Here is a 20,088-nt window from a genome sequence, read left to right as displayed (position 1 = left end):
AATAAACTTGTCTTAACCTTTTGAGATTTGTAGCAAAGTTATTCTTTTCTCATCAAATAGTCAAATGCACCAAGGGCTGCTGTAGCTCCTGATCCCATAGCAATAATGATCTGTTTATAAGCACTATCTGTGCAATCACCAGCAGCGTAAAGTCCTGCTTCACTAGTAGCACCATGAGCATCAGTGATGATTTCTCCTCGATCATTTAACTCAAGTGTTCCAACTAACCAATCCGTATTAGGAACCAAACCAATCAGAATAAACACACCTGAAACAGCTATTGTGTGTTCTTCCTGGGTGGAACGGTCGATATAACTCAACGAATCAACCTTTGTCTGACCACTGATGTCTTTCGTCTGGGCATTTAGAATGACAGTGACATTTGTTAAAGTAGCTAGTTTATCTTGTAATACTTGGTCTGCTTTAAGTGTCGGAAGAAACTCTAAAATATATACATGTTTCGCCAACCCAGCTAAATCAATGGCAGCTTCAATCCCTGAATTTCCGCCACCAATCACTGCGATTTCTTTTCCGGCAAAGAGGGGACCATCGCAATGAGGACAATAGGCAATTCCTTTGTTTTTAAATTCTTTTTCACCAGGAACATTGATTGAACGCCAATGAGCTCCTGTTGCAACAATCGTTGTTTTTGATTTCAGCTGATTGCCGCTTTTTAAATTGATTTCAAAGAGATCTGCTCCTTTGTTTAGTGACACAACTTGTTGATTTGTCATAACATCAACAGGATAAGACCGTAAATGTTCTTCGACTTGCTTCATCAATCGTGGACCTTCTGTGTAAGGTGTACCGATTAGATTTTCGATGCCTAACGTTTCTACGACTTGACCGCCAAGTGTATCAGTTACGAGTCCAGTACGGAGGCCTTTTCTAACGGCGTAAATCGCTGCGCTGCTTGCTGCTGGACCGCCACCGATAACTAGAACGTCAAATAATTCTTTTGTATTGATTTCCTTTTGTTCCATTAGATTCGGGCCAGCTATTTTTCCTAAAATTTGTTCAATCGTCATTCGTCCACTAGCAAATTCTTTTTCGTTTAAAAAGACGGTTGGCACGGCCATGATTTGTTTTTCAGTGATTTCATGCTGATACATCCCACCTTCGATCATCGTATGGGTGATCAACGGATTTAAAACCGCTAAAATGTTTAACGCTTGAACAACATCAGGGCAGTTGTGACAAGTTAAACTGACATAGCTCTCAAAATGTAGAGGTTGATTAATTTCTAAAATGGATTGAATCAAAGTATCAGCTATTTTAGGTGGTCGTCCACTTACTTGTAATAAAGCAAGGAGGAAAGATGCAAATTCGTGGCCTAAAGGAATACCTGCGAAAGTAATCCCGCTAGTCTTTTGTAAAGAATTGATTTCAAAGCTAGGGGTACGTGGCAACTTCTTTTGTTCAACCGTAATTTTATCAGTCATATCTGCCACTTCGTTCACAAACTCGAATAATTGTTGAGAATTGGCAGTGTCATCTGTACTAACCGAAAAAACGACTGGTGCTTCCATTAAATCAAGATACTGAGCTAAATTTTGTTTCGTTTCCTTATCTAACATCGGCTCATCCTCTAAATCTTTCCAACAAGATCGAAACTAGGTTTTAGTGTTTCACCACTTTCTTTCCATTTCGCTGGACAAACTTCACCAGGATGCGTACGTACGTATTGTGCGGCTTTGATTTTGTCAATCAAGGCACTTGCGTCACGTCCAATACCATCAGCATTGATTTCCATTGCTTGTACGATACCATCTGGATCTATGATAAAAGTTCCTCTTTGTGCAAGTCCACTTTCTTCATTCAATACATCAAATAAACGAGAAATGTGGTGAGAAGGGTCGCCAATCATGGCATATTCTATTTTTCCGATAGCTTCAGATGAGTCATGCCATGCTTTATGTGTAAAGTGGGTATCCGTTGAACAAGAAAAGACTTGGACGCCTAGTGATTTTAATTCATCGTATTGTTCCTGTAAATCCTCTAATTCTGTCGGACATACGAAAGTGAAATCTGCTGGATAAAAGCAAATAATACTCCAATTACCAGTAAGATTAGCATCGCTGATATCGATAAATTCTCCGTTTTTATAAGCTCGTGCGGTAAATTCTCCAACTTTTTTTCCAATCAATGACATATGAAAACCTCCAATTTATTTTGCTTTATTTATAATTAATATAATTTAATAACGGTTGCAAAGTCAAAGGTTTTTTGGTTATTTTAAGAATGTCTCGTAAAAATAGGAGGTTATTTATAGGTGCAATAGAAAAAGCCGTACATGGGAATAGTGACTGCTTCCTTTGTCTAGTAGGATTCGTCGACTATTTTTCCATGAACGGCTGCATTGGATCATTTATTAGAAAATGGTGTGCAAGATGTATAATCATTTTCTTGTTTTAATTCAAAGATATATCCAGCAATTTGAGTAATTACTTTTTTCCATTCTTGCGGTGTTACATAATTGTCCAATAAATAGATTTTTTTGATGTGTGACGGCAGATGCTCTAAGGGACAGTCACTGACGATGATATCACATTCTTCCATATAATTTTTTTGGATGATGATCGACTCGGAAGAAAAGATCTGCTCGATTTTGACCATCAAATCTTTACTCACATAAAAATCCTTGGTGTAATTGATACCTATGACGATCGAGTGTTGAGGTTTAAAGCGATCATACAAATGAAGTAAGTCTTCAACGATCCATTGCATATTTTCTTTGATCAATAGATCTGGCAGCTCTTTACTGATTTTTTGTCTAAAAGTGACGTAGAATTGTTTGATCTCATTTTGTAAGTTTTCAAAATTTTCTTTTCCTTCATATAAAGTATAGGTAGGTAAAGGAGTATTGGGTTGATCAGGATTCAAAAAAGTACTGAAAAGTTTATTTCGAGCAAAGTTCAAGGCATAAAGTTTTTGTTGGTTTACTGGTACTTTTAAATGAAAGTGTCGGCTAAAAGACTCCACTAGCTTTTTAGAGTAAACGATGTAAGGAACATTAGCTTCTAGTAACATTTGGTAATGTTGAAAGCTAAGCTCGTCACTTTCTAGTTTTGAGATCGCTAATCTTGCTAACAGGTTGATTAAAACCCGCTGTTCATGACAAATAGATAAATGATCGTTAAGCAAATCAAATTCTGGAGTAACCAAGTATTCAATATAGTCATATTCTTTAAACTCTCTTTGGACATTCTTCAACGATGTAACTGGAAAGTTCTCTACACAGATTTTTAATAGTAAAAATAATTTCTCTTTCATCCCTCCACTTAGGGCATCAAGTAATTCTTGTTTAAAATAAGTTGTTAGTTCATACGTAATAGATTGTGGGGTTTCCATGCCATAGGGGACAGAAGTATTTGAAAAAATATTCCAATAAACATCTAAAAAACAATACTGGATCTGTACTTCCGTTCCTGCTACGATTTTTTTTCCTTTAGCTGTAAATTTAAATGCAATCCCATACAATTTAAGGAACTGATTGACAGCTTTCATTTTGGAATAAAGATAAGAGGAGCTGTAATTTGTTGTTTGACTAATGCTAACAATTGAATGACCAGTTGGTTCTAACAGGGCTGTTAAAATTTTAAAATTTGTCGATTCTAAACAGTATTTACCAAATAATTCATAATAACATTTTGCACTATCTGTATTCTTTAAATCTAACTGGACAAATTTCTTTTGCCTGATCAAAGAAACATCTTCTAAATCAAGTGTCATAAAATCCTGTTCTAATTCTTGAAGATAAAGCAAAAAATTAGAATCAGACATCTCAAAATAATCAGCGAGGTAGTGAGTGGTAATGAAGAATGGGTGTTCTGCAAGAAAAAGAAAAATATTGAGCTTGGTAACACTTTTTTTATTTAAAAGATACTTTTTGATTGCTTCTTGTGTTTGCATGTTATTCCTCCATTTGATTTTCCATCCAGCATTTTACTAAAAAATTAGCTATTTTGAACAAAAAAACAGTAATAATATTTTAGCCGTTTGTATTATCTTATGTATTGCAAGCCAAAAGTGTTTGAAACGGGGGAGATGTAAAAATGAATCACTTAAAACTTATAATGGCTACTGTTGCTTTGACAGGCCTATCGGTAACTGCCGAAGCAACGCAACAAGTAAAGATTGAAGAGCACCACCCAATCGTTACTAAAACGAAAGAGCCTGGGTGGGCAAACGTGAATTGTATCACACTACAGGATGAATTCTCCACAACAAATTCAGGAATCATGAAATTTCCGGTGGGAAAAACGGTACCAGTCAAAGCCAGTGTCAGCTATTCAGGCGATAGACAACCAATCTCACAATCCAATGTAGTATTTGAGAATGTTGATCCAGCATTGACGATTGGGTACGATCCAACTACGCTTCAGATTAATGGACATAAGGCTAGTTTTACCTTTACTGTAACATTAAATCAACATTTAACAAAGCCAGCATTATTTACGATCAAAGTAGCTGATGGCAGTCCGACAGATAATCAGCATCTTACGCCTTATAGTCAACGTCAGACAGTTGAAGAAATGCTTAATGTTGATGAGGATAATTTTACCGAATTACCAGAAATTGACCCAACTGATCCAACACCGGAAGAAAAGCCAGATCCAGTCGAACCAACTGATCCAACACCGGAGGAAAAACCAGATCCAGTTGAACCGACTGATCCAACACCGGAGGAAAAACCAGATCCAGTCGAACCGACTGATCCAACACCGGAGGAAAAACCAGATCCAGTTGAACCGACTGATCCAACGCCAGAAGAAAAACCATATCCAGTTGAACCGACTGATCCAACGCCAGAAGAAAAACCAGATCCAGTTGAACCGACTGATCCCACGCCAGAAGAAAAACCAGATCCAGTCGAACCGACTGATCCAACACCGGAGGAAAAACCAGATCCAGTCGAACCGACTGATCCAACGCCAGATGAAATGAAAAAACCTCAAGTGGAAATCGAGATACCTAAGAAAGAAGAATTTCCAACTGTGGGGGAATCTTTAATTGACGTTAATACGAAAAATCAAGTAATTTTGCCAGATATGATCAAAGAAAAATCGCATCAGATGTCTTTATCAGGTAGTTTAACGCCTAAAAATGAAAACAATTATGAAATAAATAATGATAATTTCTCAGATAATGAAAAATCTCTTGGTAATGGTATAAGCGGTCAATTACCAAAAACAGCAGATAAAGCAACACCAAGTTTTATGTATCTTGGGTTTACACTTATCATTTTCTCTATTTTCGGAGTGAGAAAGTTACGAAATAGTGAAAAACAAAGTTAAAGCAAACAAATAACATTATTATTAAAAGAAGAGAATGAGGAGCACATCCTCATTCTCTTCTTTATAAAATAGAAAATTACTAGAAAAATAAGTGATGAACCATAAGTATTAAAGCACTTATTTTTTATTTGTTTAAATAATGTATTTGTTCTTGATCAACCACTGGATAAGTAATCAATTCAGTGCCTTCGAGATTTTCTTTATGCATTTCAACTGCGGTGATTTGGTGATTGTTGTAAGTAGTATAGTAATAGATCCCTTTGTCCATGTTACAACAAGACGAATAGATCGTATATTCAAATTTCCCATTTCCTACATCACACAATCCTTTTTGTTGTTCCACGGATGTTAATATATGGAAAAATTGGTTCACGCTCTCCATCTCTGAATCTCCTGAGACTGATTGCCATTTTGTAAAGGAAGCTTTTACGAAACGAGAAGCAGATGATAAATCGCCTGGTAAGCCTAATCCACCCATTCCACGACTATACACATCCAACTCTAGATTTTTCGCAAAATGATTGGAAGATACAGTAGGAGAAACATGACGGTAGTTATTTAAATTAAACAATTGATAATCAAAAGGTGGATTATTTGTTAATACACCGACTGGATTATTGTAAATTTTCAAACCATCAATGGTTGATTCGATCACGAGAGCTTCATTTTGGTCAGCAAGCATCCAATGAAGAGGAGAAAGTGGAAGTTCTTCACTAAAATTGATATTTACTAAGTTGATCTCAGCAAGTAATTTTTTTGCCTCATCGATTGTTGCGCATTTTCCTAATAACCAAGGGATAAATTCGAATGGTGAGATATTGGTTTTACCAGAGTCTTCTTCAAAGTAATGAGCATTTTCAGGGAAATTCAAACCTGCCATGCTAAGTCCTTTTTCATTTGTTGCTTCAAAATATAACGGATAATTATCAACAACTGCAGCCATACCAATTAACGCATAGTGAGAGGGTAGAGGATCCGTTCGACGAAATTTAAAAGGATAGTTTCTAGGCGTAATTGTCACTACTTGTCCATAAGAAAGCTCTAAATCTAAGTTTCGTCCAAAATAATGATCTTTAGTTGCATAAACAATGGATGTACACATGATACATCTCCTCCTTTTATTAATATAAATTAATGATAATACCAATTTTAATTTTTTACCAGAAAAACTGATTTTCGATTAAAAAAACTCCTGTTATAAAAATGATCTTTTCTAAGATGGATTTACTTTGTAAGGATTAACAAGACAAGTGTGCGGTGTTCTAGAAAATTTTAGCGGAAAATAAGCCGAAGAATGCCCTCACTAGAAGGGATTCTTCGACTTATTTCTCAGAGATAGAGACGTCACAAAATTTTTATGACAATTAAACTGAAGTAAATCTTACAGGTTCTGATTCAAAGAAAGTCACTCTTTGAGGGGATGGTTGGGAATTTCTTTCACTTTTAATATATCTAATAAGAATGTAAAAATTGGAATACCAACAATCAAACCCCATACTCCTAAAAAGCGTTCGCTGATCAATAATACAATAAAGGTATAGAAAATCGGTAATTCTGTTTTACTAGACATCAATTTTGGATTCAAAACATAAGATTCAAGTAAATGGACGATTAAAATCGTTAATAAGATGTAAACCACATCTTTTATGCCACCTTGAGAATACGCAATAAAGGATAAGGGCACACAAGAGATAATGACACCAGCAACTGGGATCAAACTTAAAATAAAAATCATAATTGCTAAACTAAGCAACTGATGGAAACCAAAAGCAGCCAAAGCAATCGTTGTGAGGATCGTGTTTAATAAAGCAATAATGAACTGTGCCTCTAATACTAATCCAAAGGTATTGACAAATTTATCAGCAAAGTAATAAATGTCTTGGAAGAACCAAGAAAATTCGCCTTTTAAGAATAAGCGGGAAAATAGGATTGTTTTTTTCTTTTCGATCATAAAAAAGAAACTTAAGATAAAAGACATAGTAAAGGCGACAGCCATCTTACCAAAGTCTTGCAAATAGCCTAAAGCAATTGATGCACCATTTTGTAATTGTTCAAAGAAATCATTTCTTTCAATGTAATTATGGATATAAAGTAAAACCGGATCAGCGTCTTTGGGTTGATGTTCATAGAAATTGATGACTGATTTGACCATGTCAAATGTTTGGTGTACCAAGACGGGGATATAAATTGTAAATGCTAAATAGATTAGGTAAACCACAAGAGCATAAACAATAATGGTTAATACTCCGGTTGGAACCTTAATGAATCGTTGGATAATTTGCACTAAGTGAATCATTAAATACGTAAAAATAAAAGTTAGTAAAATTGTTGTAATCATGCTTCTTACAAGAAAAAGGACTACAATAATGATTAATAGAACAGTCATACGACGAATTTTTTCATTCGCCAAAAAGCGTTGGTAAACAGACAAATCAACAACCTCCAAGTAATTTAAGTCATAGCGTACATATTTGATTATAAAGCGGAAATAGGGAATTAGGAAGAAAAAAATAAAAACTGCAGACATTGATGAGCAATGTCTGCAGTTTGACTGTTTAGTTCCTAGTGTTTTTCCCGAAAATTAGTTAGCATTTTCTTGCTGAGTTTTTGCAAAAGAACAAGCTCATCCGGTTCAAGTGGAAGACTCGCTAATATTTTAGCAGGAATATCTTTTGCTTTTTCTTCTAAAGCTTTTCCATTAGAAGTCAGTGATAGAATCGTAATACGCTCGTCTTTATCTGCTCTTCTTCTTTGAAGTAGGCCTTTGTCAGCCATTTTTTTTATGACGGGCGTCAAGGTTCCAGAATCTAAACAAAGTAAGCTGCCAAGTTCTTTCATTGTGACTTGTTGGTTTTCCCATAAAACAAGCATTACCAGGTATTGCGTGTAAGTTAAATCTAAAGGCTTCAGCAAAGGGTTGTACGAGCGAATGATTTCTTTAGAGGTGGCATATAAAGGAAAGCACAACTGGTTTTCTAAATATAAATCTTCCATTTTCTCCACCTCGATTCTCGTAGTTCCTTGTTAGCATAGCTGATTTTATAATAAATGTCTAGCTGTTAACAGCAGTCAATGTCACTTCAATATTACCTGCAGTTGCTTTAGAATATGGGCAAACCTTATGAGCTGCTTCCAATAATTCTTGTGTTTCTTCTAAAGAAATACCTTCAACATGACCTTCAATTTCAACGCCTAAAACAAAACTCATTTCATTTTCAGCATACAAAGATACTTGAGCACTGATGGTAGAAGCACCAGAGATATTTTTTTGATTTTTGATCAATTCTAACGCACTATTGAAACAAGCACTGAAACCTGCTGCAAATAATTGCTCAGGATTCGTTGCATCGGCTACACGACGTCCAGGAGCCGCAATTGCAAGTTCAAATGAATGATCTGGACTATGAACTTCACCTGAACGACCACCAGTATTGATCATTTTTGTAGAATACATTTTTTTCATAAAAAACACTCCTTTAAATTTGATTTTGTACAATTAAATTGTATACAACTTAATTGAGAAAGGCAACTAATTCGTTTCAGCATGGGCATAAAAAAACGAGCGACTACACGTTATGGCATCACTCGTTTTAGATAAATTATTTAAGCAGAATCAATTTTTAGAAGAAATACAAAAATAGAAGAGGAAGTATTTATGAATAAGCTTCTTATTACTCAATTGGATGGTAAGTGAAGCCACTACCAGTTACTTCAGCTACACTGCTGACAATCACAAAAGCAGTAGGGTCGATTTCTTCGATCAATGGTTTGACTCTTGAAAACTCCTGGTCTGTTACGACGATCAATAAAACTTCTTTAGATTTGCGGTTGTAGCCACCTTTTGCTTCTAATAAAGTTAAGCCACGACCAATTTCCGCACTTAAACGTTGGCGGATTTCTTCGATAGAGGTTTCGCTCATCACCATTATCGATTTTTTACGATTCATTCCTGTTTCAATATAAGACATTACAATCGAGGTAATGACGATCGAAAGAATGGCATATAAAAATTCTTCAAACCCAAAAATAAATAAATTAAGTGATACAACAAACGCATCTGTTACCAATAAACCAATCGAAGTATTCAAATGAAAGTACTTTTTGAAGATCAGTGGTGGAATAGTTGTTCCGCCACTTGAAGAATTATTTTTGTATAAAATAGCGACACCCAGAGCAAAGATCGCACTACCAAAGATCACTGAAAGTAAACGATCCGACGTAACCATCATTTCAGGGACAACCGCAATAATCAGCGGAAAGACAAGACTTCCAAAAAGCACTTTGAAAAAAGGTTTTTTTCCAAGAAATACAAGAGCTAATACCAACATGATGATATTTAATACTAAAATGACCATTGCACGATCAAAACCTAAAGCCGATTCTAAGAGAATACCTAAACCACTCACACCGCCTGCTGCGATATGGTGAGGCCCTAAAAACATATTGATACCTACACCTAAAATGGTTAAGGCAAACATTATTTTTATGTATGTCCAAATCATCGTTTTCATTTGCTTCATCCATTCACATCCATTCATTATTGTATTTTAATTTTTTAGTGCTTTTTTCATTATAACGTAATATCCACCTAAAGTTAACTACTATTTTAAAAAAATGTTAGGTTAGTCTAACATTTCAGGTCTAGAAATAGAGGAGCTATGAGTTCACTATGTTGCTATAGATAGTGAATATTAATATTTTTTATCGATTGAAATAAAAATGAAAGATGTCTTTTACTTTTCCTTATTTCGATAAAGAGCAAATAAAGATGGAAATTTAATGAATGAAAGGTTGGACATAAATGCAACGTCATGTCGATTCGTTACGAACAGTTAGTGTGCAAGAACCATTGGCAATAAGATGAGCAGGAGTTAGTTTGTTTTCTTTTTCTAAATAAATTTCAGCTGCCCAAAATTGGATAGAGCGTCCAATTTTAGTCGGACGTGCGATCACTCGTAATTGTCCATTTTGAGCGCTGTTAAGGTGGTTGACGTGTAAATCTACACCTACCGCATATTGTGGCGAGCTTAAATGTTGGTTAGCACCAATACTACAAGCGGTTTCAATCAAGATACCGTTGATTCCGCCATGAAGGAAGCCAAAAGGTTGGAGATGGATGTCAGAAATCGGTAGTAACAATTCAACCTGTTCTTTTGAGATAGACATTGTCTCAATCTGTAAATATTCGATTAAATTCATTTTTAGGTTTCATTCCTTTTTTTGTTTTTTTGAATAGTATAACAGAAATTCTTAAAAAATATAAAATTACAAACGTTTTCTTTGGCTTTTGTGTATAATAAGAATGTTCAACTTAGAGGAGGAATAAAATGAGAAAATGGCAAACAATTAAAGACTATGAAGAAATACTTTTTGAAAAACATGATAAAATAGCAAAAATAACAATTAATCGACCTCAAGTACACAATGCATTCACTCCAAAGACAGTGTTTGAAATGATTGAAGCTTTTACTATTTGTCGAGAGCGGCAAGATATTGGTGTGATTATTTTAACCGGAGCAGGAGATCAAGCATTTTGTTCTGGTGGAGATCAAAAAGTTCGAGGAAATGGCGGGTATGTAGGTGATGATCAAATCCCTCGCTTGAATGTGCTAGATCTCCAACGCTTGATTCGGGTCATTCCAAAGCCTGTGATTGCAATGGTCAAAGGTTGGTCGATCGGTGGAGGCAATGTCTTACAACTTGTTTGTGACATTACAATTGCCGCTGAAAATGCGAAATTTGGACAAACAGGTCCGAATGTAGGAAGTTTTGACGGCGGTTATGGATCAGGCTATCTAGCTCGAGTGATCGGTCATAAAAAAGCAAAAGAAGTCTGGTTTATGACGAAACAGTATTCCGCAACAGAAGCTTTAGCAATGAATTGGATCAACACAGTGGTACCTTTAGCCGAAATTGAAGACGTAACGATAGAGTGGGCAGAAGAAATGTTGAAGAAAAGTCCTTTAGCATTAAGAATGATCAAGGCTGCAATGAACGCAGATACAGACGGACTAGCGGGGATCCAACAATTAGCAGGGGATGCCACTTTACTTTACTACACGATGGCTGAAGCTCAAGAAGGACGAGATGCATTCAAAGAAAAGAGAGAGCCTGACTTTGACCAATTTCCTAAATTTCCCTAAACAAAAACCAAATAGTTGGTTGCAACGACAAGCATTAAAACAGCCAGATCAGCCAGCCTTTTATACGAAAGATGTTTGTCTAACGTTTAGTGAATTGAATCACTATGTACAGCAACTTGCTTATTATTTCAAACGTTTTATAAGCAATCAACAAAAAACTATTAAAAGAGTAGCCATTTTGAGCGACAATCAGACAAGGATGTATCAGTCGATCTTAGCTCTATGGGAATTAGGAATGGAGATCCAATTTCTAAATACAAGGTTAACCAGTGAAGAACTAGCTTATCAGTTAAAAGATGCCAATACACGACTATTGATCACTGAACATCCTGAACATTTTTCCTTTGAAAATGTAACCATCATTTCTTTCCCGAAAAAAAAGGAACTAATCGGGAGAATTAATGAACCACCAATTGATTTCGGCTATCAATTGGAGCAAATAGCCTCGATCATGTATACATCTGGGACTACTGGAAAGCCAAAAGGAGTACCTCAAACTTTTTCAAACCATCAAGCAAGTAGCCTAGCTACACAAAAAAGTATGGCTATCGAGTCTGGCGAGAATTGGCTTTGTTGCGTCCCGTTGTACCATATCAGTGGTTTATCGATTCTTTTACGTTCCCTTGTTTTAGGAATTAGCGTTCATTTATGTGAAAAATTTCACCCATCAGAAGTCAACCAACTGATTTTAAGCGAAAAAACCGCTTATTTGTCGTTAGTCACGAAAATGTTAAAAGATCTGTTGCCGTTTGTACCAGAAGACGGTTATCCTTCTTCTTTGAAGCAAGTTTTATTAGGTGGCGGTCCGATTGAATCTACCTTACTTGAAGACTGTTGCCAGTTGAAGCTACCCGTTATGTTATCTTATGGCATGACAGAAACATGTTCCCAAGTTGTCGCAGGTAAAATCAATATGCATTCAAAGTTTAAAGACACGGTTGGTCGTCCGCTAATGGGTGTGCAAATTAAAATCGATGGGACAGATCAAGCGAATGAATCTGGAGAAATTCTTTTGAAAGGTCCGTCGATCGTTAAAGGATATCTCAACGGACGAGATCGACATTCGTGGACGAAAGAGGGCTGGTTTTGTACTGGTGATTGGGGCTATTTAACAGATACTGGTGAACTAAAAATTCTTAGTCGAATGAGTGAGCGAATCATCTCTGGCGGAGAAAATATTTACCCTGCTGAGATTGAAGCAATTTTTTTAAAAAGTCAGAAAATTGCAGAGGCTATTGTTATTGGTAGAGCCGATCCTAACTGGGGGCAACGCCCAGTAGCTTATTTGAAATTAATAGATAAGGTCAGCGTTAATGAAATTTGCAATCTCATGGAGCCACTTGCTTCCTACAAACATCCTGACGAAATTTTTGTCATCCATGATCTACCAAAAACAGCCTCAGGAAAACCATTAAAACGACTTTTTTTAACAGAAGAAAGAGTGAACTATATTGACTACCAACTTATTTAATCTAAATCTACAGGAAGTACCTGAAGCTGACTATGTATGTTATAGCTTTAAGATTCCTTATGAACCGTTAGCAAATCTCTTTGCAAAAGCGAGTGACTTTAAAGGCACACGTTTCTTTTGGCAAACGCCAGACAAAAATGTCGGTTTCTTGGGGTTTGGGCGTAATCTTTTAAAGAAGCGTGGAAACTGGTCCACCGAAGACCTGATAAATGCTAAACAAGAGTTTTTTAAAAAACTTTCGTTTCTGGTTCCTGAAAAAGAGACTCCGATTCTTTTTGGAGGATTACCTTTCGATGCTGAAAACAAAAAACAAGCGCCTATTTGGGGAGAATTGGCAGAGGGCTGTTTTATTCTACCCGAACTATTAATCAAGCAAAATCATCAGCAACTAACCGTTGTAATAACCGCAAGGAATCATTTTAAAACTTTAAAAAAACTCGATGAGTTTATTAAAGAAAAAATGAGACTCATTAATGAAATGAAAGAGCGATGTGTCCCAGATTTTTCGCCAAGTCAAATATTAAAAGAAACTGAAGTAGCTGTTCCTCATTTCTTAAAAGCTGTTGAAGAGACGATCGAAGTCACAGCAAATAAAAAATCAGCACTTAAAAAAGTGGTTTTAGCAAGACAGATGCAATTAGTTGGCAAAGAATTTTCTGTTGAAAAAATCTTACTTCATCTGATTAGTCAACAACCAAACACCTATCACTTTGTTTTAGAAGCAAAAGGTCAAGCGTTTATTGGCGCAACACCTGAACGTTTGCTTCAGGCGACTGATACCCATTTCTTGACCGCTAGCATTGCTGGCTCTATCGCTAGAAGTTCAAACGAAAGAGAAGACGTTACATTGGGAGAAAAACTTTTAAAAGACTCTAAAAATATTGGAGAACACCAATTAGTCGTCGAACGTTTAACAGAACAGATGCACTCATTTATTAAGGGGAAACTAACAGTATCAGAAAAAAGTCTTTTAAAAAACCGAGACATTCAACATCTTTGTTTGACGTTGAAAGGGAACCGTCAGGACGGTTTCTCATTTTTAGAAGTCATACGACAACTACATCCTTCACCAGCTTTAGGCGGTGTTCCTAAACAGGCAGCCATTGATTGGATAGCGGAAAAAGAACCTATTGGGCGAGGGTTATACGGTGGTCCAATTGGCTGGTGTAGTTTAACTGAGGATGTTGGTGAATTTGCAGTTGGTATTCGTTCTGGAGTAGTGAGTGATACTGAAGTCCAGTTGTATGCTGGCTGTGGAATTGTGCCAGATTCAACGCCTGAAGCGGAATACTTAGAAACTGCTCTAAAATTTCAACCGATGATTCGAGGTGTAAAAGAATGACGAACACAAAAGAGCTGACTGCTTATTTATTAGCATTTATCCATGGATTGAAAGAAAGTGGATTAAAAGAAATGGTCATTAGCCCAGGATCACGCTCGACACCACTGGCCTTATTGGCTTATCGTGACCCGGAAATCAATTGCTATATCAATGTGGACGAGCGATCGGCTGCTTTTTTTGCGCTTGGTTTAGCAAAAGCACAAAAGGAACCTGTGGGTCTGATTTGCACATCAGGAACTGCTGCAGCAAATTATTATCCAGCCATTTGTGAAGCTGAGGCGTCAAATGTTCCACTCGTTGTGTTGACCGCTGACCGTCCACCAGAGGCGCAAGGCGTAGGAGCACCACAAACGATGAATCAACAACATTTGTATGGAAGCCATGTCAAAAAGTATATCGGAATGGCTTTGCCAGAAGAAGGAGAATCTTTTGAAAGATATGCGTTTTTTCAGGGTTGGGAGAGTGCGGCTGCTGCAATAAAAATTCCTAAAGGACCTGTACATGTGAATCTACCTTTTCGAGAACCTTTACTGCCGGATTTATCACAATCATTTACACGTCATTATTCAAGAAAAGGGGAAACGATCAATAAAGTAACTTCCTTTTCGTTACCAGAACTTGATTCTTGGTTGACCAAAAAAGGGTTGATTATTGTTGGAAGAGAATTGACCACACAACAGGCAACGAAAATGATTGAACTAGCTGAAATCGTAGGATGGCCTATTCTTGGTGATCCACTTACAAATTTAGGAAATTGCGGGAAAGAAAGCGCCAATTATATTTCTCATGTTGATTTGATCTTTGCCGATCAACGCTTAGAAACACCCGAAATCGTTTGGCAGTTTGGTAACTTGCCATTGGCCAAAAACCTCATGCTTTATTTAAAGCAGTCAAATGACCTGACTTATGTCATCATTGATGAAAGCGAATCTTGGAAAGACTGGTTACATCAAAGTAATTATGTTTTACCAATTGATCCACTGACGTTTTGTAGCATGGTTAAGAACATGAGCGATGAAGCATTTCATACTCATGCAGATAGAAACTGGTTATCCTATTGGCAAGAAAGAGCAAAGCTTGCCCGACAAACGATAGAAACAACCTTGCCCTTAGATGCCTATAACGAAAGCAATGCCAGTAAGCGTCTTTTTCAATTGTTAAAGTTTGACGAAACACTCTTCTTGTCCAATAGTAATGCTATTCGTTTTATTGATCGCTACGCTGGTTTTTCAAAACAACGATTTTCAGTCTATGGGAATCGGGGAGTAAATGGTATTGACGGGATTATTTCAACAGCTGCAGGTATTTGTGCGGCTAAGAAACAGCAGATGTTTTTGTTGATTGGTGACTTAGCTTTGTTTCATGATATGAATGGATTACAAATAATCAAAGAACTTGAGCTGCCGGTGACTGTGATCGTTTTGAATAATAACGGGGGAGGTATCTTTTCTTTCCTTCCTCAAAGGGAATTAGATAACTCCTTTTTTGATCCTTTGTTTTCAACACCCTTACATCTAGACTTGGAGAAAGTGGCAGATCTCTACTGCGGTGCTTATAAAAAGCCCAAATCGCTGACTGAATTTGAACAAATAGTTTGTGAAAGTCGAGAAAGAATAGACAGTAAAGACAATAGAGAAGAGAAAGAAAATTCAACTTGGACGTTGATTGAAGTCGTTGGCGAACAAAAAGCACCAGCAGAGCTTTGGCAACACATGATTGAGGGATACGGTAATCGAAATGAGTGAGGGAAAAATAAAAATCAATGGTGTTAATTATGCTTATCGTTGGTTACAGCGAACATCTCCAATGAGACCTACTATCATTTGTTTACACGGATTTACCGGAACTTCCATGAGCTTTTCTTTGCCTTTTCAAGATTTAAATGTTTTAGCAATCGATTTGATCGGGCATGGTAAGACGGATGTTTATGTTCATCCTTATCGCTATAAGCTTCCATTACTTGTTCAAGATTTAGCACAATTGGTTTTGCAATTAAAGATCGATGCCTTTTATTTGTTGGGGTATTCCATGGGGGCCCGTACCGCGTTAACTTGGCTGATTGAACAACCAAAAGGAATTTTAGGCATCATTATGGAAAGTGGTACACCAGGCATCAGTTCGCTTAGCGAAAGACTCATACGTCAAAAAAAAGATCTTCTATTAGCGCAAAAGATTATGACTGAACCATTGTCTGGTTTTGTGGATTATTGGGAATCGATTCCATTATTTGAAAGTCAAAAAGAACTACCTGATTCGACAAGAAGAAAGATTCGCCAAGGAAGACTTATGCAACAACCAATTGGTTTGGCGCTTAGTTTGATGTACATGGGAACTGGGCAACAGACGAATTACTGGCCATCGCTTAGAAATATCCAAAGACCGATCCTTTATTTAGCAGGAGAATATGATGATAAGTTTCAAAAAATCGGAAAAAAATTGGTTGAAGAAAATAGTCTGTTTTCCATGGCGTTGGTTCCCAAAAGTGGACACTGTATTCATCTAGAACAGCCAACGAAATTTGTTTCCCTAGTAAATCAATGGATAATGGAGAAAGAAAAAAGTGATACAAATTAGAAAAATCGAGCAATTACAACTTAAATTACCTTTGACTACCCCTTTTGAAACGAGTTATGGAATTCTAACTGAAAAAGCGTTTGATTTATTGATAATCGAGGATGAATTAGGCAATCAAGGAGTAGGAGAGTTGGTTTCTTTCCAACAAGCGGACTATATTGAAGAAACGATCGACATGAGTCGCTTGATCATCAAAAATGAATTGATTCCTTTACTTACTATGTCTCCAATCAAAGAGCCTTTCGAAGTTCAGCGACGATTGACGAAAGTGCAAGGGAATTTTATGGCAAAAGCAGCCATGGAAACTGCTATTTGGGATTTATATGCCAGAAGAAAGAATGTCAGTCTCCGAGAAATTTTCAAAAGTACGAAAACAGAATTAGCAGTTGGGATTAGTTTAGGTATCCACATAGATTCTGCAAAATTGTTAAAACAAGCTCGAATGTATGTTTCTCAAGGCTATACGCGGTTGAAGTTAAAGATCAAACCAGGTTACGATATCGAACCATTAACCTTATTACGAAAGGAATTTCCTCACTTGCTTTTGATGGCAGATGCCAATTCTGCTTATACATTAAAGGATCTACCGATATTGTTAGAATTGGATCGATTAAACCTAGCGATGATTGAACAGCCTTTTAATCAACGGGATTTTATCGAGCATGCGTATTTACAGAAACAATTAAAAACACCAATTTGTTTAGATGAGAATATTCGTACACTAAATGATGTTAAAACCGCTCATACCTTGGGAAGTTGTCGTGGGATTAATCTAAAAATCCCCAGAGTGGGTGGGATCGCTGAGGCATTATCCATCGTAACATTTTGTCGTGAACATAACTTGACGGTGTGGCTAGGTGGAATGTTTGAATCAGGAGTAGGACGTTGCTTAAATATACAATTTGCCAGCCAAAATGACTTTACTTTCCCTGGCGATATATCGGCATCAGATCGCTATTACTACGATGATATCATCAAAAATAAAGCTTGCCTCACTGATGGGAAACTTGCAGTTCCCTTAGGAAAAGGCAATGGGGCAGTCCTTGATCAAGAAAAAATCGAACGTTATTGCTACAAAAAGGAACTCCTTTTTTCTCAATAATAAACGTTTGACAAATAATATGATCACTGTGGTCGTTGTAGAGATACACCAAGTAATCAGAAAGAATCCAAAAGCAGCTCTTTCTCTTTTGGATTCTTTCTTTATTGTTGAACTTTTTTTATATGAATCAGCAAGTAGCGAGTATAAAATTACACTTTCTACAATACCGATAATTCAGCTAATGTCGCCATTGACCTAACTTCTCCTTTTGATGAGATAATCATGGGAAACAGAATTCTGTTACCGATAACATAAATGAAAGCGTTGTCTTTTGTTGTTCACTCTTTTATAGTGAACACGTAATCTTAAATATGAAGGAGGAAATACATGAACACCGCAGCAATTTATCATCGACCGGAAAGTGAATATGCTTTTTTATATACAGCTGATACTTTCAGAATTCGTTTACGTACCTGTAAAGACGATGTAAAAAAAGTTTATCTTATTAGTGGCGATCCTTATACGATTGATTCACAAAAATGGTATCTGGAAGAAATACCAATGAAAAAAAGTCTGAGTACTTTAGTTCATGATTACTGGGAAGTGGAACAAACAAGCTCGACTAGAAGGTTACAATATGGGTTTCATATCGTAGGAATTGATGGCACAGAATGTTTTTACGGGGATCAAGGGATTTTTGCGTATGAACCAGCGAACTTAGCAGAAGCAAATTACTATTTCCGGATACCCTATTTTCATGAAATTGATCGTTTCAAAGTGCCGCAATGGGCAAAAGAAACGATTTGGTACCAAATATTTCCTGAACGATTTGCGAATGGCGACTCAACTAACGATCCAGCTCATACGCTACCATGGGGAAGTAAAGCACCTGACCGAGATGATTTCTTTGGTGGTGATTTACAGGGTGTGATTGATCACCTCGATTACTTAGTCGATTTGGGAATCAATGGTATTTATTTTTGCCCGATTTTCCAAGCTATGTCTAATCATAAATACGATACGATCGACTATTTGAAGGTTGATCCAGCCTTTGGTGACGAACGTCTGTTAAAAGAATTAATCGAAAAAGCGCATAAAAAGGGTATCCGCATTATGTTAGATGCTGTTTTCAATCATATTGGTAGTGACTCGCCCCAATGGCAAGATGTGATCAAAAATGGCGAAAAATCAATTTATAAAGATTGGTTCCATATTCATTCTTTTCCTGTGGATGCCTATCAAATGACGAATTTACCCGAAACGGCAGCAAATTTATCTTATGATACGTTTGCTTTTACACCTTTCATGCCTAAACTCAACACAGCAAATCCTGAGGTTCAATCGTACTTACTAGATATTGCTGCTTATTGGGTGAAAGAATTTGATATTGATGGGTGGCGTTTAGATGTCGCTAATGAAGTCGATCATCATTTCTGGAAATTGTTCCATGAAAAAGTCACTGCAATCAAACCAGATATTTATATTTTAGGCGAAATCTGGCATTCATCCCAAGCTTGGTTACAAGGAGATGAGTTCCATGCTGTAATGAACTATGCGTTTACAGACTCAATCAAAGACTATTTTGTTAAACGAAAAATCACTGCTTCACAAATGGCAAGTGGCATGAACCATCAGCAGATGCTGTACCAAGATCAAGTAAACGAAGGAACATTTAATTTATTAGATTCCCACGATACTGCGAGAATCCTAACATTGTGTAATGGAAATAAAGAGTTGATGAAAGCTGTACTTACTTTCATGTTTTTACAAAAAGGCGCACCTTGTATTTATTACGGAACGGAAATCGGATTGACTGGAGAAGATGATCCTGATTGTCGTAAATGTATGATCTGGGAGAAAGAGCAACAAGATACGGAATTATACGGTTTTATTAAAGAATTGATTTATCTTCGGAAACGATTATCTGAAATTTTAATCACAGGTACGATTTGCTGGGAGCTAATTGATGATAGTCAAGACGTGATTCATTTTTCTCGTGAATTGAACGGCCAAAAGATCCATGCTATTTTTAATCAATCTTCTACAAGTTATTTGGTTGATCAGAAAAATGAAATTATCTTAAGCCAAAATAGTGAATTATTAAATGATGGGAAAGCTGAAATTCAACAATTCGGATTCATTTTGATGTGTGAATAACTTGTTACCGGTAACATGCAGAAATCGTTTGCAAGTTGTCGTTTTATAACAGTATACTCTTT

17 protein-coding genes are annotated in these 20,088 nt (G+C 36.6%); 8 read left to right on the top strand and 9 right to left on the bottom strand.

Annotated elements, in window-relative coordinates:
- Window positions 1–38: 38 nt before the first annotated feature.
- The 3 genes from ahpF to IGL28_RS06855 form a co-directional block, all read right to left on the bottom strand.
- The gene (gene ahpF, locus IGL28_RS06865; RefSeq protein WP_081127562.1) at window positions 39–1,577 is read right to left on the bottom strand and encodes an alkyl hydroperoxide reductase subunit F; all 1,539 of its coding nucleotides are present in this window, start codon (window positions 1,575–1,577) and stop codon (window positions 39–41) included.
- 11 nt (window positions 1,578–1,588) lie between these two features.
- The gene (gene ahpC, locus IGL28_RS06860) at window positions 1,589–2,152 is read right to left on the bottom strand and encodes an alkyl hydroperoxide reductase subunit C (RefSeq protein ID WP_081127564.1); all 564 of its coding nucleotides are present in this window, start codon (window positions 2,150–2,152) and stop codon (window positions 1,589–1,591) included.
- Window positions 2,153–2,364: 212 nt separating this feature from the next.
- The gene (locus tag IGL28_RS06855; RefSeq protein ID WP_034698053.1) at window positions 2,365–3,912 is read right to left on the bottom strand and encodes a helix-turn-helix domain-containing protein; all 1,548 of its coding nucleotides are present in this window, start codon (window positions 3,910–3,912) and stop codon (window positions 2,365–2,367) included.
- Between the two features lie 143 nt (window positions 3,913–4,055).
- On the opposite strand from IGL28_RS06855, the gene IGL28_RS06850 reads away from it, so the two are divergent.
- The gene (locus tag IGL28_RS06850) at window positions 4,056–5,297 is read left to right on the top strand and encodes an LPXTG cell wall anchor domain-containing protein (protein WP_128427781.1); all 1,242 of its coding nucleotides are present in this window, start codon (window positions 4,056–4,058) and stop codon (window positions 5,295–5,297) included.
- Window positions 5,298–5,421: 124 nt separating this feature from the next.
- Here IGL28_RS06850 and bsh read toward each other — a convergent pair whose 3' ends face one another.
- From bsh to IGL28_RS06820, 6 genes are all read right to left on the bottom strand, one after another.
- Entirely contained in the window at window positions 5,422–6,399 is a 978-nt protein-coding gene (bsh, locus tag IGL28_RS06845; protein WP_081127565.1) for a choloylglycine hydrolase, read from the bottom strand.
- Window positions 6,400–6,702: 303 nt separating this feature from the next.
- A complete protein-coding gene (locus IGL28_RS06840) occupies window positions 6,703–7,728 on the bottom strand; it encodes an AI-2E family transporter (protein ID WP_010737621.1) in 1,026 nt (341 codons plus the stop codon).
- Between the two features lie 131 nt (window positions 7,729–7,859).
- Window positions 7,860–8,291 carry a MarR family winged helix-turn-helix transcriptional regulator gene (locus IGL28_RS06835; protein ID WP_034698048.1) on the bottom strand — a complete coding sequence of 144 codons (432 nt, stop codon included), beginning with the start codon at window positions 8,289–8,291 and terminating at the stop codon, window positions 7,860–7,862.
- A 58-nt stretch (window positions 8,292–8,349) separates the two neighbouring features.
- Entirely contained in the window at window positions 8,350–8,760 is a 411-nt protein-coding gene (locus IGL28_RS06830) for an organic hydroperoxide resistance protein (protein ID WP_081127567.1), read from the bottom strand.
- Between the two features lie 208 nt (window positions 8,761–8,968).
- Entirely contained in the window at window positions 8,969–9,817 is an 849-nt protein-coding gene (locus IGL28_RS06825) for a YitT family protein (protein ID WP_010719119.1), read from the bottom strand.
- Window positions 9,818–10,106: 289 nt separating this feature from the next.
- Window positions 10,107–10,496 carry a PaaI family thioesterase gene (locus IGL28_RS06820; RefSeq protein ID WP_010719120.1) on the bottom strand — a complete coding sequence of 130 codons (390 nt, stop codon included), beginning with the start codon at window positions 10,494–10,496 and terminating at the stop codon, window positions 10,107–10,109.
- A 128-nt stretch (window positions 10,497–10,624) separates the two neighbouring features.
- Here IGL28_RS06820 and menB point away from each other — a divergent pair, with 128 nt between their 5' ends.
- From menB to IGL28_RS06785, 7 genes are all read left to right on the top strand, one after another.
- Entirely contained in the window at window positions 10,625–11,440 is an 816-nt protein-coding gene (gene menB / locus IGL28_RS06815) for a 1,4-dihydroxy-2-naphthoyl-CoA synthase (RefSeq protein ID WP_081127568.1), read from the top strand.
- Window positions 11,385–12,911 (top strand): o-succinylbenzoate--CoA ligase, encoded by a 1,527-nt coding sequence (menE, locus tag IGL28_RS06810; protein WP_081127570.1) that lies wholly within the window; start codon window positions 11,385–11,387, stop codon window positions 12,909–12,911. Before menB ends, menE begins: the two co-directional genes overlap by 56 nt.
- Complete coding sequence (locus tag IGL28_RS06805) at window positions 12,892–14,253, top strand: isochorismate synthase (protein WP_081127571.1); 1,362 nt, start codon at window positions 12,892–12,894, stop codon at window positions 14,251–14,253. Before menE ends, IGL28_RS06805 begins: the two co-directional genes overlap by 20 nt.
- Complete coding sequence (gene menD / locus IGL28_RS06800) at window positions 14,250–15,998, top strand: 2-succinyl-5-enolpyruvyl-6-hydroxy-3-cyclohexene-1-carboxylic-acid synthase (protein WP_081127573.1); 1,749 nt, start codon at window positions 14,250–14,252, stop codon at window positions 15,996–15,998. Before IGL28_RS06805 ends, menD begins: the two co-directional genes overlap by 4 nt.
- Entirely contained in the window at window positions 15,991–16,827 is an 837-nt protein-coding gene (menH, locus tag IGL28_RS06795) for a 2-succinyl-6-hydroxy-2,4-cyclohexadiene-1-carboxylate synthase (RefSeq protein ID WP_053765996.1), read from the top strand. Before menD ends, menH begins: the two co-directional genes overlap by 8 nt.
- Window positions 16,817–17,929 (top strand): o-succinylbenzoate synthase, encoded by a 1,113-nt coding sequence (menC, locus tag IGL28_RS06790; protein WP_241546310.1) that lies wholly within the window; start codon window positions 16,817–16,819, stop codon window positions 17,927–17,929. The genes menH and menC overlap by 11 nt, the downstream gene beginning before the upstream one ends.
- Before the next feature lie 327 nt (window positions 17,930–18,256).
- Window positions 18,257–20,026: a glycoside hydrolase family 13 protein gene (locus IGL28_RS06785; RefSeq protein ID WP_010719127.1), complete on the top strand. Its 1,770-nt coding sequence runs from the start codon at window positions 18,257–18,259 to the stop codon at window positions 20,024–20,026.
- Window positions 20,027–20,088 lie beyond the last annotated feature (62 nt).

The sequence above is a fragment of the Enterococcus sp. AZ077 genome, from assembly GCF_051714965.1.
Classification (GTDB): domain Bacteria; phylum Bacillota; class Bacilli; order Lactobacillales; family Enterococcaceae; genus Enterococcus_B; species Enterococcus_B hirae.
Note: the sequence above shows the minus strand (reverse complement) of the source record. Positions and strands in the feature narration are given on the sequence as shown.

Excerpts from the sequence above, each read along its gene's own strand:
- ahpF (WP_081127562.1), bottom strand. The coding sequence starts at position 1,577 with ATGTTAGATAAGGAAACGAAACAAAATTTAGCTCAGTATCTTGATTTA.
- ahpC (WP_081127564.1), bottom strand. The coding sequence starts at position 2,152 with ATGTCATTGATTGGAAAAAAAGTTGGAGAATTTACCGCACGAGCTTAT.
- IGL28_RS06855 (WP_034698053.1), bottom strand. The coding sequence starts at position 3,912 with ATGCAAACACAAGAAGCAATCAAAAAGTATCTTTTAAATAAAAAAAGT.
- IGL28_RS06850 (WP_128427781.1), top strand. The coding sequence starts at position 4,056 with ATGAATCACTTAAAACTTATAATGGCTACTGTTGCTTTGACAGGCCTA.
- bsh (WP_081127565.1), bottom strand. The coding sequence starts at position 6,399 with ATGTGTACATCCATTGTTTATGCAACTAAAGATCATTATTTTGGACGA.
- IGL28_RS06835 (WP_034698048.1), bottom strand. The coding sequence starts at position 8,291 with ATGGAAGATTTATATTTAGAAAACCAGTTGTGCTTTCCTTTATATGCC.
- IGL28_RS06830 (WP_081127567.1), bottom strand. The coding sequence starts at position 8,760 with ATGAAAAAAATGTATTCTACAAAAATGATCAATACTGGTGGTCGTTCA.
- IGL28_RS06825 (WP_010719119.1), bottom strand. The coding sequence starts at position 9,817 with ATGAAGCAAATGAAAACGATGATTTGGACATACATAAAAATAATGTTT.
- IGL28_RS06820 (WP_010719120.1), bottom strand. The coding sequence starts at position 10,496 with ATGAATTTAATCGAATATTTACAGATTGAGACAATGTCTATCTCAAAA.
- menB (WP_081127568.1), top strand. The coding sequence starts at position 10,625 with ATGAGAAAATGGCAAACAATTAAAGACTATGAAGAAATACTTTTTGAA.
- menE (WP_081127570.1), top strand. The coding sequence starts at position 11,385 with ATGCATTCAAAGAAAAGAGAGAGCCTGACTTTGACCAATTTCCTAAAT.
- menD (WP_081127573.1), top strand. The coding sequence starts at position 14,250 with ATGACGAACACAAAAGAGCTGACTGCTTATTTATTAGCATTTATCCAT.
- menH (WP_053765996.1), top strand. The coding sequence starts at position 15,991 with ATGAGTGAGGGAAAAATAAAAATCAATGGTGTTAATTATGCTTATCGT.
- IGL28_RS06785 (WP_010719127.1), top strand. The coding sequence starts at position 18,257 with ATGAACACCGCAGCAATTTATCATCGACCGGAAAGTGAATATGCTTTT.